Annotated in this window: 10 protein-coding genes; 1 reads left to right on the forward strand and 9 read right to left on the reverse strand. The window is 53.0% G+C overall.

What is annotated here, in order from left to right; all coding sequences use genetic code 11:
* Positions 1–30: 30 nt before the first annotated feature.
* The 9 genes from gltB to OUO13_RS19455 all read right to left on the reverse strand — a co-directional run bounded on the left by gltB (position 31) and on the right by OUO13_RS19455 (position 13,124).
* Positions 31–4,479: a glutamate synthase large subunit gene (gltB, locus tag OUO13_RS19415; RefSeq protein WP_283175565.1), complete on the reverse strand. Its 4,449-nt coding sequence runs from the start codon at positions 4,477–4,479 to the stop codon at positions 31–33.
* Positions 4,480–4,644: 165 nt separating this feature from the next.
* Complete coding sequence (locus OUO13_RS19420; protein WP_283175566.1) at positions 4,645–6,519, reverse strand: SPOR domain-containing protein; 1,875 nt, start codon at positions 6,517–6,519, stop codon at positions 4,645–4,647.
* Between the two features lie 26 nt (positions 6,520–6,545).
* A complete protein-coding gene (aroB, locus tag OUO13_RS19425; protein ID WP_283175567.1) occupies positions 6,546–7,634 on the reverse strand; it encodes a 3-dehydroquinate synthase in 1,089 nt (362 codons plus the stop codon).
* Positions 7,631–8,155, reverse strand: a complete 525-nt coding sequence (gene aroK / locus OUO13_RS19430; RefSeq protein WP_283175568.1) for a shikimate kinase AroK — start codon at positions 8,153–8,155, stop codon at positions 7,631–7,633. The genes aroB and aroK overlap by 4 nt, the downstream gene beginning before the upstream one ends.
* Positions 8,156–8,158: 3 nt before the next feature.
* Positions 8,159–10,270, reverse strand: a complete 2,112-nt coding sequence (locus OUO13_RS19435; RefSeq protein WP_283175569.1) for a type IV pilus secretin PilQ — start codon at positions 10,268–10,270, stop codon at positions 8,159–8,161.
* Position 10,271: 1 nt separating this feature from the next.
* Positions 10,272–10,817 (reverse strand): pilus assembly protein PilP, encoded by a 546-nt coding sequence (locus tag OUO13_RS19440; RefSeq protein ID WP_283175570.1) that lies wholly within the window; start codon positions 10,815–10,817, stop codon positions 10,272–10,274.
* Complete coding sequence (locus OUO13_RS19445) at positions 10,817–11,506, reverse strand: type IV pilus inner membrane component PilO (protein ID WP_283175571.1); 690 nt, start codon at positions 11,504–11,506, stop codon at positions 10,817–10,819. Before OUO13_RS19445 ends, OUO13_RS19440 begins: the two co-directional genes overlap by 1 nt.
* 2 nt (positions 11,507–11,508) lie before the next feature.
* A complete protein-coding gene (locus tag OUO13_RS19450) occupies positions 11,509–12,060 on the reverse strand; it encodes a PilN domain-containing protein (RefSeq protein ID WP_283175572.1) in 552 nt (183 codons plus the stop codon).
* The gene (locus OUO13_RS19455) at positions 12,060–13,124 is read right to left on the reverse strand and encodes a pilus assembly protein PilM (RefSeq protein WP_346429374.1); all 1,065 of its coding nucleotides are present in this window, start codon (positions 13,122–13,124) and stop codon (positions 12,060–12,062) included. The genes OUO13_RS19450 and OUO13_RS19455 overlap by 1 nt, the downstream gene beginning before the upstream one ends.
* A 238-nt stretch (positions 13,125–13,362) precedes the next feature.
* On the opposite strand from OUO13_RS19455, the gene OUO13_RS19460 reads away from it, so the two are divergent.
* A complete protein-coding gene (locus tag OUO13_RS19460; RefSeq protein WP_283175573.1) occupies positions 13,363–15,717 on the forward strand; it encodes a penicillin-binding protein 1A in 2,355 nt (784 codons plus the stop codon).
* Positions 15,718–15,730: the final 13 nt, after the last annotated feature.

Raw genomic sequence — 15,730 nt, forward strand, 5'->3', positions numbered from 1 at the left:
CCTCTCTATCTCGTCCTGTTATCGCGCTGATTACTCAGGACGAGCACGGGTGTTTTTCAGCAGCTGCTGCAGATCAGCGGCTTTTGGTTTAACCAGCCAGAAACGACCGATGAAGCCATCGAAGTCTTCCAGGATTTCCTGACCCCAGGCGCTGCCAGTTTCAGCAACGAACTCACGGATCACGCTGCGCAGGTGGTTACGGTGCGCTTCGGTTTCTTCGTTGGTGATGCGGTGGATATCCACCAGCTCGTGGTTGTAACGATCCACGAAGCCGTTATCACGATCGAGAACGTAAGCGAAACCGCCAGTCATACCCGCGCCGAAGTTGTAACCGGTATTACCCAGTACACACACCATACCGCCAGTCATGTATTCACAGCAGTGGTCGCCAGCACCTTCAACAACGGCGTGAACGCCGGAGTTACGTACGGCGAAACGCTCACCGGCACGGCCAGCTGCCAGCAGTTTGCCGCCAGTTGCACCGTACAGACAGGTGTTACCAATGATGGAAGTTTCATTGGACTTGAAGGCAGAGCCTTTTGGTGGGTAGATCACCAGCTTGCCGCCAGTCATACCTTTGCCCACGTAGTCGTTGGCATCACCTTCCAGAACCATTTCCAGACCACCGGCGTTCCACACACCGAAGGACTGACCAGCAACACCGGTCAGGTTCAGGCGCACTGGCGCATCGGCCATACCCTGGTTGCCATAACGCTTGGCGATTTCACCAGACAGACGCGCACCGATAGAACGGTCACAGTTGGTGATGGTGAAGGCGAATTCACCGCCAGTCTTGCCTTCAATAGCAGGCAGAACTTCATCAACCATACGCTCAGCCAGCAAACCTTCGTCGAACGGCTTGTTGCGCGCGCTCTGAACGGTGTGTGGTTTGTCGGCCGGAATCTGGTCGTTCACCAGCAGCGGCATCAGGTCGAGGTTACGCTGTTTGGAGGTGTCACCACCCAGCACTTCCAGCAGATCGGTACGACCGATCAGTTCTTCCATGGTGCGAACGCCCAGCTGAGCCATCCAGCCACGCACTTCTTCAGCCAGGAAGCGGAAGTAGTTCTTAACCATTTCGGCAGTACCGATGTAGTGCTTGTCACGCAGATCATCGTTCTGGGTGGCAACACCGGTCGCACAGTTGTTCAGGTGACAGATGCGCAGGTACTTACAACCGACAGCAACCATCGGCAGAGTACCGAAGCCGAAGGACTCTGCACCCAGAATGGCCGCTTTCACCACGTCCAGACCAGTCTTCAGACCACCGTCAGTCTGCACACGCACCTTGCCACGCAAGTCGTTGGCACGCAGCGCCTGGTGAGCTTCAGACAGACCCAGCTCCCATGGAGAACCGGCGTACTTGATAGAAGTCAGCGGCGATGCAGCAGTACCACCGTCGTAACCGGAGATGGTGATCAGGTCGGCATAGGCCTTGGCCACACCGGCAGCGATCGTACCAACACCTGGTTCGGATACCAGTTTCACGGAAACCAGAGCTTCCGGGTTCACCTGCTTCAGGTCGAAGATCAGCTGTGCCAGGTCTTCGATGGAGTAGATGTCATGGTGTGGAGGTGGAGAAATCAGGGTTACGCCCGGTACTGAGTAACGCAGGGTCGCAATCAGATCGTTGACCTTGCCACCCGGCAGCTGACCGCCTTCACCTGGCTTGGCACCCTGGGCAACCTTGATCTGCAGTACTTCGGCACTGGCCAGGTAAGCAGGAGTTACACCAAAACGGCCAGAAGCGATCTGCTTGATCTTGGAGTTACGCACAGTGCCGTAACGAGCAGGATCTTCACCGCCTTCACCGGAGTTGGAACGGCCACCCAGTTCGTTCATTGCCATCGCCAGCGCTTCGTGAGCTTCTGGAGACAGGGCACCCAGCGACATGGCTGCAGTGTCGAAACGTGGGAACAGTTTCTCGGCAGGCTCCACTTCGCTGATGTCGATCGGCTGAATGTCCTTGCGGATCGACAGCAGGTCACGAATGGTGGCAGCCGGACGCTGGTTCACCAGATCAGCAAACTGGTTGTAAGCAGACTGGCTGTTGTTCTGTACCGCTTCCTGGATGGATTTGACCACATCCGGGTTGTAAGCGTGGTATTCGCCGCCGTGTACATATTTCAGCAGGCCACCCTGATCCAGCTTCTTGCGAGCAGTCCAGGCGTGTTTGTTGATCTGACCCAGATCTTCTTCGAAGTCAGCAAAGGTGGCACCACCGATACGGGAAGTCACACCACAGAAGCACAGATCCACCACTTCACGTGCCAGACCAACCGCTTCAAACAGCTGTGAGCCACGGTAAGAGGCAATGGTGGAAATGCCCATCTTGGACATCACTTTCAGCAGGCCCTTGCGGATTGCCTTGCGATAGTTCTGCAGAGACTTCAGCGGGTCGCCCAGCAGTTCGTTGGAACGGTGCAGGTCGGTCAGAACGCTGTACGCCAGCCATGGGTAAACGGCAGTCGCACCGAAGCCCAGCAACACGGCAAAGTGGTGCGGGTCACGTGCATCACCGGTTTCAACCACGATGTTACCGTTGGTACGCAGACCTTTCTGAACCAGACGGTGGTGAACCGCACCCGTCGCCATAACCGCAGGAATCAGCCACTGGTTCTGGGCAACCTCACGGTCGCTCAGAATCAGGATGACGTTGCCTTCACGGATAGCGGCTTCGGCAGCATCAGCCAGGTTCTGGATCGCCTGCTTCAGGCCGGTAGCTGGATCAAAGGCCAGCGGCAGCACAATGTGACGGAAAGCAGAGGAAGCCTGGTTCTTCAGACCGTTGAACTTCATTGGTGACAGCACCGGAGAAGTCAGGATCACGCGGTTGGCGTGGTCAGCAGTCTGTTCGAATACGTTCTTCTCAGCACCGATACAGGTTTCCAGAGACATTACGATCGCTTCGCGCAGCGGGTCGATCGGAGGGTTGGTTACCTGGGCGAACTGTTGACGGAAGAAGTCAGCAACGTGACGAACACGACGGGACAACACGGCCATTGGGGTATCGTCACCCATAGAGCCGGTCGCTTCCTGACCTTCTTCCCCCATAGGACGCAGAACCTGGTCACGCTCTTCAAAGGTGATCAGGTGCAGCTTCTGCTGGGTGTCCAGCAGCTGGCCGGACACAGGTTCCATGTCGGCTTTCTGCAGGTACAGTTCACTTTCGATGCGGATGGCGTTTTCACGCAGCCACTTCTTGTATGGGAATTCGGACTTCAGCGCGTTGTCGATGTCGGCAGTGCGCAGCAGTTTGGCTTCCTGGGTATCGATCGCCAGAATCTCACCCGGGCCAACACGGCCTTTGGCAACCACATCTTCCGGCTTGTAATCATGCACGCCCACTTCTGACGCCACAGTGATGAAGTCGTTTTTGGTGATCACCCAACGGGATGGACGCAGACCGTTACGGTCCAGACCACACACAGCGTAACGGCCGTCGGTAATAACCAGACCAGCCGGGCCGTCCCAGGCTTCCATGTGCATGGAGTTGTATTCGTAGAATGCACGCAGATCCGGATCCATGGTTTCAACATTCTGCCAGGCAGGCGGAATCATCATACGGATCGCACGGAACAGGTTCATACCACCAGTGGTCAGCAGTTCCAGCATGTTGTCCATGGAGGAAGAGTCAGAACCGGTAGTGTTCACCACTGGCGCCAGATCAGACAGACCTGGCAGCAGCGGGCTTTCAAACTTGCCACCACGAGCATTGGCCCAGTTACGGTTGCCCTGGATGGTGTTGATCTCACCGTTGTGAGCCAGCATGCGGAATGGCTGAGCCAGCTGCCAACGTGGCATGGTGTTGGTAGAGAAACGCTGGTGGAATACACACACCGAGGTTTCCATACGCTCATCGCCCAGATCCAGATAGAAATTAGGCAGATCAACCGGCATGGTCAGACCTTTATAGGTCAGCACGCGGTCAGAGAAGCTGGAGAAATAGAAATCCGGATACTGAACCAGAGCTTTTTCGGCGTAACGACGGGCATAGAACAGCTTGACGCTGAACGTGGTGTCGTCCATTTCGGAAGCCGCAGCTACAAACACCTGCTCAAAGCGCGGCAGGCTTGCCAGTGCGATCGGGCCCAGACATTCATTATTGGTTGGCACTACGCGCCAGCCCAGTACAGACAGACCTTGCTGCTGAATGGCCTGCTCAACTGCAGCTTTCTGGGACGCATATACCGCGTCATCCAGATCCATGAACAACATGCCAACTGCATACTGCTCAGGCAACTGGATACCTGCTTCAGCGCTTACCGCGCGCAGGAATGAATCGGGCTTCTGGATCAGCAGACCACAGCCATCACCGGTCTTGCCGTCAGCCGCAATACCACCCCGGTGGGTCATGCAGGTCAGGGATCGGATCGCTGTCTTCAACAGCTCATGGCTTGGCTGACCCTTCAGATGAGCCAACAGACCAAAGCCACAGTTGTCCTTGTAGTCGCCTGGAGTATACAGACCAGTTCTCATAGAACAGCTCTCACCATTAATACGAATTAATATTATCTGCGGCGAACGCCGCGAAGTGCTCAAAAATTGAGCAACCTCAAGACAAAAGGACGCCCATTCTACACATCCGTGCACTGACTCACAAATGTGCAAGTCAGTGTTTACGGATTATGTATTGATCAGACGTTATTTTTTGTTGGCAGCAACCTGATTGATCTGCTGCTGGATCTGACTGACATCCCGCACCCACGGCGACGCCGTTCTGATGCCGGTTGGCAGCTGTGCTGCTGCAGCCAGGGCAGCCTTTTTGTCCGGAAGGGCACCGGACACTACCACAAACCACGGCTTGCCATCACGTGTTGTTTCGAACCAGTAAAGGCCGGGCTTGACCTGCGAAGACCACTTGTTTACGTAATCTTCTGCTCCCTTGCGCTCACTGGAACCCAGCATCTGGATCACATGACTACCCGCACGCGCGTTGAGAATCGGCGCCAGGCGGCCGCTGTTGTTCGCAGAGGCAGCTGGTTTGGCTGCCGGAGCAGCAGGCTTCGTTACCGGCGCAGGCGCCACCGGCTTGGGGGCCTGGGCTGGTGCAGCAGCCGGTTTCGGCACTGTCGTCGCAGCCGGATTCAACACAATTTTCGGTTGTTCAATTTCCGCAGGCTTGATTGCCGCTGGCGCTGCAACGACCTTCTGGCTCTGCACCATTTCACCACCCGCAGCAGTAGCAGAACTCGCAACGTAACGGGATTGTGGCTGAGACTCAACGGTATCGGACAGCTTGTAACTGCCTGAAGGTTCCATTTGCGTCAATCCGGCAGGTTGCTGTGCACCAGCCGTGGCGAATGACGGCTTGGCACCTTCACCAACAGAAGGAGTATTTCCACCACCCAATACCACCGGGGGCAAACTGGTGGTCATGGTTACAGGAGTTTCATCACCACTGGTGTACAACATGGCGCCCAGAATAACGGCCAGAACAGCGCTGGCACCCAACATCCAGGTAACTGGCAATCCACTTCCCTTATTCGCGTTATTTCCACCGGTCTTGCCTTTACGACCAGACGATGGCTCATTGGCAACCACCTTGCGAGCATCAGGACGAACCGCTTTTTTATTACCACGCATGGCAACACCCGATTTCACAGAATCAATCCAGCCACTCATTTTTGCCTGTATACCTGCCATATCAATCAGGGGAGGACGCACCGGCTTTTTCGGACGTCGCTCTTGTAAACTGACAGGAGGAATATCGCCTGTTACAGGACCTTGCGGCTCGGAGAACGCATCAGACCGAACATCAGTCATAGACGTCAGCGGTTCAATATCCTGACCCAAGTCCATAGGAATTTCGCGCTCTTCAGGCTCTACAACCGGCAGGATTGGCTCCATGCGAGCGTTAACCACTGGCGGCTCTTCAAATGAAGATACAACAGGCTCGGCCACAGGCATTACAGACACGCTCACTATTGCAGAAGCCGCTTGCTCAGGACGAACCTTGACCGGTGGCCTTGTCGGAGCCAGCTGAATTCGATAACGAGGCGCACTGGCAGGGCTGTCCTTGATCAGGATTTCAAATCCACCAGTACCGAACAGTACAAAAGCAATCTTGTGGGACGCCATCAGCGCCAGCTGTGCAATCTCATTCAACGCGACGGGTGAGAGAATTTCACTACCTTCGATCAACACCAGTAGTGGCTCTTTACGAGTATTAAGGCGAGCTTCCGCAGTTTCCAAAATACTCTGACGAGCAGCGATTGGATCATTTGGAAGCTGCTTCAACCCCAGAGCATGCGCAATACGCACCAGCAGTAGCTGACTACCATTGTCAGCAGCAAACAGACCCGGACCATCAAGGTGGCAAACATTGCTGGCTCCATAAGTTGCCACGACCGCAACAGCAAGCTCATGCAAGGACTCTGAATCAGCCCCACCGACAGTTACCAGCAATGGAGAATAGGTTGCCAGATGGCATACAAGTTCAAGATAACGCGCCGGACTGGAGTATTCTTCCGGCATGGCGGGTACTTGTCCGCCAAGTTCAGGAGTGTTGTCGACCACGGTATATCCCTGCTATTCCCGCGTTGTTAGTAGCCGAGCTGGGCGCCGGCACAGAGAGTCTGGTTCAAGGCATTTGTATCAATATCCGTTGTAACAAACGCTTCACCGATTTTCTCCAGTAATACCAGACGAATCCGACCATCCATGACCTTTTTATCAATCCTCATACGTGACAGAAAATCTTCACAGCCCATGTCAGCAGGAGCCACTATCGGCAATCCAGCTTGCTCCAGCATGACACGCAGACCATTCAGTTCAGCGCGAGTTATTTTGCCAGTCCGATAACCGTAATCTGCCGCCATCAGCATTCCCGTGCCAACAGCTTCGCCATGCAACCACACACCATAGCCCTGATGCGCCTCGATGGCATGTCCAAAGGTATGGCCAAAGTTGAGAATGGCACGAATACCGGTTTCGGTTTCATCCTGACCAACCACATCAGCCTTGCAAGCACAGGAGCGCTCAATGGCAGTCGCCAGCAAATCGGCCTCACCACGCATCAAACCGCTGATATTGTCACTAACCCACTGGTAAAAACCGGCATCCGCAATCAGTCCGTACTTGATCACTTCCGCCATACCGGCAGACAGTTCACGATCCGGCAAGGTTTGCAGTGTATCCGTGTCAATCAGTACCACGTTGGGCTGATAAAACGCACCAATCATGTTTTTGCCCAAGGCATGGTTGACACCAGTCTTGCCACCAACGGAGGAGTCAACCTGTGACAGTAACGTCGTTGGCACCTGAATAAAATCAACGCCACGCTGATAACAGGCGGCAGCAAAACCACACATATCTCCGACCACACCACCGCCGAGAGCCACCAGCGTAGTGGTACGATTGTGAGTACGTGACAGCAGCGCGTCAAAAATCAGATTCAGGGTATCCAGATTCTTATACTGTTCACCATCAGGAAGGATAACCTCATCAACCTGATAAGCTGTCAGAGCTTCACGCACTTTGGCCAGATAAAGAGGTGCAACGGTTTCATTGGTCACAATCATGACCTGACGTCCACGGATATGCGGAGTCCACAGAGCAGACTGCCCCAGCAATCCACTGCCGATATGAATTGGGTAACTGCGATCACCGAGATCGACGGTTAGGGTTTTCATGATTCCATCGCCTTGATTCGTTTCTTGAGTTCGCTGACCACCCAGCGCGGATTACGCTGGTCAGTTTGCAGAATAATATCTGCTACCTCCCGATACAGGGGGTCACGCTTTTTAAAGAGATCCCGCAGCACCTGCGCAGGATTGGCAGTTTGCAACAGAGGGCGATTCTTGTCCTTGGCGGTACGGGCAATCTGCTGCTCAACGGATGTGCAGAGATAAACCACAACGCCTCGGGATGACAGATGCTCGCGATTGAGATCCCGCATCACCACGCCACCACCCGTTGCCAACACTACGCCCGAGCGCAGCGTCAGCTGGTCAATAGCCTGCTCTTCGCGATCGCGAAAACCAGCCTCCCCCTCCATGTCAAAAATCCAGGGGATAGTGGCGCCACAGCGTTCCTCAATGTATTTATCGGAGTCGACAAACTCCATACCGAGCTCACTGGAAAGCAAACGGCCAATGGTGGTTTTACCCGCCCCCATTGGCCCTACAAGGAATATTGATTGATCAGATGGCATAAACTATCTGGTGTTGAAGGTATCCTTCACCAGCCGTGGCGTAATAAAGACCAACAGCTCACTCTTGTCATCAGACTTTGAGGAGTACCGGAACAGGGATCCGATCAACGGCAAGTCACCAAAGAATGGGGTCTTGCTGACGGAAACCACTTCCTCGGCACGGAAGATACCACCGAGTACCACTGTTTCGCCATTGTCTACGAGCACCTGGGTCTGAACCGAGTTGGTATTGATTGTAGGACCAGCACTGGTTTCTTCACCAATGGAGTCCTGGTTGATCACCAGATCCATAATGATACGGTCGTCCGGAGTAATCTGAGGAGTCACTTCAAGCTTCAGCACTGCTGATTTGAAGGTAACACTCGTAGCACCACTGGAAGTCGACTCTTCGTATGGAATCTGGGTACCAGATTCAATCAGTGCTTTCTGGCCATCTGCCGTAATTACACGAGGCTGTGACACAATCTCGGCTCGACCATCAGTCTCAATTGCAGACAATTCCAGATCCAGCAAGAAATCAGCCGTCTGATATCCAATTGCAAAACTTGAAGCACTCGCAGATGTTGCACCAAAGTCCACAATATTGGCAGAGTCGAGATCAATATCGGATGTAGCAGTACTGGTGCCACTGGCGCGATCAAACAGAATCTGGTTGGTTTCAGAAATAGTAGTTTGACTCCCACCTCCTGTTATCCAATTAGATCCATTATCCTTGGCAACTGCCCCGCCCCATTTCACACCCATCTCTTCACCCACACTGGTGGTGGCTACCACAATACGGGCCTCAATCAGCACCTGACGCACCGGCACGTCAAGCATCACCAGCGCTTCGCGGATTTTTTCCAGGTTGGTCGCGGTGTCTTTCATCAGAATGGTGTTGGTGCGCTCATCCACTACCGCAGTACCACGCTCCGACAAAAGACCTTGATCAGAAGTCAGGATTTTGGCGATATCAGCAGCCTTGGCATACTTGAACTGCATGAATTCCTGAACCAGCGGAGCAAGCTCTTCAACCTGTTTTACCGCTTCCAGCTCGATCTTTTCACGAGCAGCAATCTCTTCAGCTGGCGCGATCAGCAATACCGAACCCATCTGACGCTTGCCCAGAGCCTTGGTTTTCAGTACCAGATCCAGAGCCTGATCCCATGGCACGTTTTGCAAACGCAGAGTGATACTGCCCTGAACGGTATCCGATGCCACCAGGTTCAGACCAGTGAAGTCAGCAATCAGCTGCAGCACTGCACGGACTTCAATATCCTGAAAGTTCAGAGACAGTTTTTCACCAGTGTAAGGAAATTTCTTCTTACGCTCGTCCTGCGCAGAATCATCTGGCACATTGGTAATGTTGATCGACAGCAGTTTGTCTGTTTGATAAGCCAGATATTCAAAATCATCTTTACCAGGCTCAATAATCACACGAGTACCACCACCTTGAGCTTGTGTATCAACAAAGCGGACAGGCGTCGCAAAATCGGTTACATCCAGACGACGGCTCAGTTCTTTTGGCAAACGAACATTACCCAAGTCTGCAATAATGCGATTGCCTTCGCGACGAACATTGGCAGACGCACGGGCATCGTTCAACAGCACCAATACCTGACCATCGCCCTGCTCACCACGACGGAAGTCGACGTTAACAACCTTCATACCAGCAGCATCAGATGGTGTCAGCCCAGGAGTAGAATCCAGAGGTTGAGATTGCGAATACTGACTGCCACTGGTTTCAGCACCAACACGCACCAACAGCGAATTACCATCCGCACGAGTTGTATAAGCCACCAGACGGGACAAATTGATTACCAGCCGGGAACGATCCTGCGCGGTAACGATCACAGCACTACGAGCATTACCAGCGCCAATCTGATGACTTTTGGATTTGAGATCACTGACCACTCCCGGCATATCGATCGCGATACGTGCGGGCTTTTCAATGGTGTAACCGCTGATTTGTGGCGGGGCGCTGTCGAAATCCAGACGAATTTCGGTTACATCCCCCGGCAGAGAGGAGAACTGAATATTCTTGAGATTGGTGGCAGATGCCTGACCAGCGATCGCCAGCAGCGCTACCACAGAAAGCGCCGTGAGCAGTGAGTGCAGGGCTTTAACCAGTTTCATGTCAGTCTTCTCCGCCAATTCCGTCCAGTGCAATTGTTTTCGGGCGTTCTACCCACCCACCCAGGCCATTTGGCACGATTTCGATGAGGTTCATACGGTTTTCAGAAATATTGATGATACGCCCGTGGTTTTGGCCCATATAGGAGCCTTCACGCACACGCACGGTGCCACCGTCACCATCCCGAACCAAAGCCCACAGAATACCATCCGAGCCCGACATGGTGCCTTTCATAGCCAGTTCTGCCAATGGATATTGCTCCAGATGCTCTTTCGGGCGATCGAGATCGGGACGTACATCACTATCCGGCCCGGCCGATTTCAGGCTCTCATCCACAACAACCGGCAGCTCAAATGGAGAGCGTAGACCAGCTGCGCTATAACTGAAGTATTCGTAAGGTTTGAATACCGGGATCGGCTCAATACGGCCTCGCGGACGTTTTTGCAGATCGTTCACATATTGCTGAAGGTCGGACGTATCAGCAGTACCACCACAGCCTTGTAAAACCGTTGCGAAAGCCATGACGCAAATCAAAGAGGCGTGTTTCATTATCTGTTGCCTCCATTGCGGTTAGCAGCAGGCCTCGGAGCACCTGATTTACCACCACTCTCGTCGGATCCATACTGATAGGTCTTGGCAAGAATCATCATACTGAGCTCACCATCTTTATCGGCAACGATCGTAAAGTCATGCAGGGTCACAATACGCGGTAATGCCGCCACCCCAGACACAAAGGCGCCCATTTCGTGGTAACCACCCGCAACGCGGATATTGATCGGCAGTTCCTTATAAAACTCGGTCTGGACGATTGATTCCGGCGCGATTGCATTCAACTGCAAACCAGCGCCCAACGCCGTGGCACTGATATCATCAATCAGGCCCGGAACTTCGGTGTCCTTTGGCAGTTGCTTCAGCAATGTACCGAAAGTCTCTTCCATTTCTTTCAGCTGCTCGCGGTATGGATCCAAATTAGCCACCCGAAAAGACTTTTGTTCTACATCTTTTTTGAGTACTTCTTCCTTCGAAATAGAGTTGGCCAGCTGACCTCGAAGATCATCAACCAGAAAAAAGTAGCCGCCAACCATCACTGCTACAGCAACCAAAAAAGCAAAAAAAATCTTGCCCGCAATGGGCCATGAGCCCATGTCTTCCCAGTCGATGTTGTTAATGTCATTAGGGTCAATTGACTTTAGCTGCTCAAACAGCCCCCCAACATCCAAGCTCTTTCCCTTAGCCATGTTTATTTTTCCTCCTGGGAGCCAGGCTCAACACGCTTCATGGTTACTTCGAAACGGTTACCCCCGGACTTATCCGCCTGCACCACCATCAATGCTGGGTCAGCGAACCATTCAGAACGATCAAAGTTACGCATCAAGGCCGCAACGCGGTTGTTGGACTTGGCAACGCCTTTGACAGTCACCTGATTCTGTTTGACCTCCAGATCAGTAAAATAAAGGTCTTCAGGGACGGCACGAGCAATTTCATCAAAAACACGCACAATAACCGGACGTTTACCCTGCAAATCCTGAATCAGCTCCATACGCTCGATCAGTTGATCACGAGTATTGGTCAGCTCCTGGATTTCCTTGATCTTGCCATCCAGAATTTGTGATTGGCTCACCAAATACTGGTTGCGATATTCCTGACCAGCAATCTGCTCATCAAAATAGGTTTTACCAGCCCAAACTACGGCAAAAGCCGCAAAAGCCACCAATCCAAGAACGGATAGATATTCATTTTGCTTTTGCTTTTTATAAGCATCGCGCCAGGGCAGAAGGTTAATCTTGGCCATCAGTCGAATCCTCGCATCGCCAGACCACAAGCAACCATCAGCGACGGCGCATCAGCATGCAGCGCTGCTGCATTGACGTTTTTCGCCAGAGTCATATGACGGAACGGATTAGCTACCATAACCGAAAGCCCCAACTCAGTACGGATCTTGTCTTCCAAACCAGGCAGTAATGCAGTGCCACCTGCAAGAATCAGATAATCAATATCGTTAAACTGGCTGGATGAATAGAAGAACTGTAATGAACGACTGGCCTGCTGCACCACCGCAGCACGGAACGGTTCAAGAACTTCAGGTTCATAGTCATCCGGAAGTCCATCACCATTACGTGCCAGAGCAGCCTCGTCTTCGTTAAGGCCATAGCGACGCATAATGTCCTCGACCAACTGGCGACCGCCAAAAAGCTGCTCACGGGTATAAACCGATGCACCTTTGTGGATCACGTTAAGAGTCGTCATGGTTGCACCGATATCCAGAACACCAACGGTCTGGACGTTATCACCATCCAGCTGTTCCTTGATGAGACTGAATGCGCGTTCGGTACAAAATGCTTCAATGTCGATTACCGTGGCCTGCAAATCTGCGTATTCGACCACATCCTTGCGACGCTCCACCGTTTCAGTACGGCACGCGGCCAACAGGACCATCACCACTTCCTTGTTATTGGCAGGAGATTCGAGACGCTCCCAATCCAGAGCAACCTCGTCGAGGGGATACGGGATATATTGATCAGCATCCAGACGGATCTGGGTTTCCATCTCGTTATCACTAAGACTGGAACTCATCTGGATGGTTTTGGTAATCACCGATGATCCGGCAACAGCCAGAGCTGCCAATTTGGCACTTGAGCGGGATTTTGCAATGGCTCGGCGAATCGCTTCTCCGACTTCCTCATCGTTGTTAATGCCCTGTTCTACCACAGCGTTGGGAGGAAGGGGCTCGGAAGCATAAGCCTCGACCCGATAGCGATCATCATTGCGGCTTAACTCCAGGACTTTAACCGACGTGGAACTGATGTCCACGCCAAGAAGAGACTTGCTCTTCTTGCCAAACAGATTCGCCAGCACAACAAAATCCTCTTAAAAATCGAGCACTTGCGCAAACAAGCTCAGATTGATCCTATATATGCGAGGCCATTATAAGCACAATCCTATTAAAAGGACAAAAAACCCTTATAATGCGCCGTCTATTAATTAGCCCGCCCGCCGAACCGGATCACATACCGCCATGATGAGCGTGAAAACCCCTGTCAAATTAGCTGTATGGCTTTTTCTTTCCGTCTGCTCAGGCACTGCCATCCTGCTCATGGGAGCCTATCTTTATCTGGCTCCGACCTTACCTGACGCGCAGGCATTGCGCGAGGTCGATCTTCAGACGCCACTGCGCGTCTACACCGCTGATGGCAAGCTGATCAGCGAGTTTGGCGAGAAACGCCGCACCCCACTGACCTATAGCCAGATTCCACCGCGTTTTATTGACGCTTTACTGGCTTCTGAAGACGATGCTTTTTTCGAGCACTACGGCATTGATGTTAAAGGACTTTTACGCGCCTCGCTGGAACTGATTCGCACTGGCCGGAAAAAATCTGGCGGCAGCACCATCACCATGCAGGTAGCAAAAAACTACTATCTGTCGAGTGAAAAAAGCTTTGGTCGGAAATTTACCGAAATATTACTGGCATTAAAAATTGAGCAGGCCCTCACAAAAGAGGAGATCCTCGAGTTATATGTCAATAAAATTTACCTTGGCAAACGTGCATATGGTATCGAAGCGGCTGCACAGGTTTATTACGGTAAAAGTATTCAGGAACTTAATCTGGCCCAAACTGCCATGATTGCGGGCCTGCCCCAAGCACCATCCGCAGCAAACCCGGTGAATAGCCCACAACGAGCCCTGGAACGTCGTAATTATGTTCTGTCACGGATGCTGGAGCTGAAAAAAATCACCGAAGCCGAGTATCGACAAGCAAGTGCAGAACCGGTGACCGCACGTTACCACGGCGCCAACACGGAAGTATCAGCACCGTACGTGGCCGAAATGGTCCGTCAGTACATTGTTGCCACCTATGGCGAAGACAAAGCCTATACACAGGGCTTCCGGGTTTTCACCAGCATTGATTCAACCCGTCAGCTTTCAGCCAACCTCGCTCTGCAGCGTGGCCTGCTCGATTACGACCGTGCTCACGGTTATCGTCAGAAGCCAGCCTTTGCTCCGATGATCAAGGGTACTCAGGTTTCCCGCGAAGAGTGGCTGCAACCGGGCAAAGATGAAGCACCGCTGGACTGGGACGCGACCCTTCCACAATGGCATGACGCCATTGCGGCCACCGAGCCAGACGGTGTCATCGCAACGGCAATTGTCAGCCGGGTGACCGACAAAGGAGCCTGGATCTACACTGGCGAGCAGTTCCTGTTTCTACCGTACGAAGGTCTGTCCTGGGCAGCCCCCTTCCTGAATATCAACGCCATGGGCAAACGTCCGGCACATACCTCAGACCTGTTGAGCCGCGGCCAGAAGATCATGTTCGAACGTCGTGGTGAGCACCTGCTACTGGCACAGAAACCGGCTGTCGAGAGTGCCTTGGTATCGGTAGACCCGCAAACTGGTGGCATTCAGGCTCTGGTCGGTGGCTTTACCCAAGCCGACAATCAGTTCAACCGCGTCACCCAGGCACAACGCCAGCCAGGATCAGCCTTCAAGCCTTTTGTTTACAGTGCCGCACTTGCCAATGGTTTCACGCCTGCAACCATCATCAATGACGCGCCGGTGGTTTATGAAGACGCCAGCCTCGAAGATGGCAGCTGGAGACCAGAAAACTATAACGGCAAATTTAATGGTCCGACGCGCCTGCGTCAGGCGCTGTACCGCTCACAGAACCTGGTATCCATTCGCATACTGAGTCAGATCACTCCACGCAAGGCGATCGAATATATCCGTCCATTTGGATTCCAAAACGCCAATCTGCAAGCAGAACTGTCACTCGCACTGGGCACCTCTGCAGTAACACCGCTACAGCTGGCAGGTGCATACGGCACTCTGGCTAATGGTGGTTTCGCCGTAGAGCCATGGCTGATTGATCGAATCGAAGACTCAAACGGCAGCGAACTGGTACAACATAGCCCCGTTATTCTATGTGATGGCTGCACGGCTCCGGAAGGCAGCAAAGTGGCGCCTCGGGTAATGGATGCACGCACCAACTTTCTGATAGTGGACATGCTGCAAGATGTAGTTAAACGAGGCACAGCAGTCAAAGCCAAAGAACTTGGCCGTACTGATCTGGCGGGAAAAACCGGGACGACTAACGACCAGAAAGACGCCTGGTTCTCAGGCTTCAACCGCAATCTGGTAACCACCGTCTGGGTGGGGTTTGATACACCATCAACATTGGGCAAAGCCGCATTTGGTGGCACTACGGCCCTGCCAATCTGGATGGCCTATATGAAAGAAGCCCTCAAGGGGGTTCCAGAACAGGAACCTGTAATGCCGGAAGGCATTGTCACAGCGATGATAGACCCAACCACTGGCTTGCTGGCAGCTCCAGGCCAACCGGATGCCATCAATGAGTTCTTCCGCGAGGAAGATGTACCAAAAGAATCCGCCACTGTGCGCCTGGAAACCGGCAACGGCACCACGGTAAGCGCACCTGAAATGTTGTTCTGACGCCACCATATTA

Origin of the sequence: Parathalassolituus penaei (genome assembly GCF_026626885.1) — a bacterium.
In the GTDB taxonomy this organism is placed as follows: domain Bacteria; phylum Pseudomonadota; class Gammaproteobacteria; order Pseudomonadales; family Oceanobacteraceae; genus Oceanobacter; species Oceanobacter penaei.

Coding starts and splice junctions, on each gene's coding strand:
- OUO13_RS19440 (WP_283175570.1), bottom strand. CDS start 10,817: ATGAAACACGCCTCTTTGATTTGCGTCATGGCTTTCGCAACGGTTTTA.
- aroK (WP_283175568.1), bottom strand. CDS start 8,155: ATGCCATCTGATCAATCAATATTCCTTGTAGGGCCAATGGGGGCGGGT.
- OUO13_RS19445 (WP_283175571.1), bottom strand. CDS start 11,506: ATGGCTAAGGGAAAGAGCTTGGATGTTGGGGGGCTGTTTGAGCAGCTA.
- aroB (WP_283175567.1), bottom strand. CDS start 7,634: ATGAAAACCCTAACCGTCGATCTCGGTGATCGCAGTTACCCAATTCAT.
- OUO13_RS19435 (WP_283175569.1), bottom strand. CDS start 10,270: ATGAAACTGGTTAAAGCCCTGCACTCACTGCTCACGGCGCTTTCTGTG.
- gltB (WP_283175565.1), bottom strand. CDS start 4,479: ATGAGAACTGGTCTGTATACTCCAGGCGACTACAAGGACAACTGTGGC.
- OUO13_RS19450 (WP_283175572.1), bottom strand. CDS start 12,060: ATGGCCAAGATTAACCTTCTGCCCTGGCGCGATGCTTATAAAAAGCAA.
- OUO13_RS19460 (WP_283175573.1), top strand. CDS start 13,363: ATGGGAGCCTATCTTTATCTGGCTCCGACCTTACCTGACGCGCAGGCA.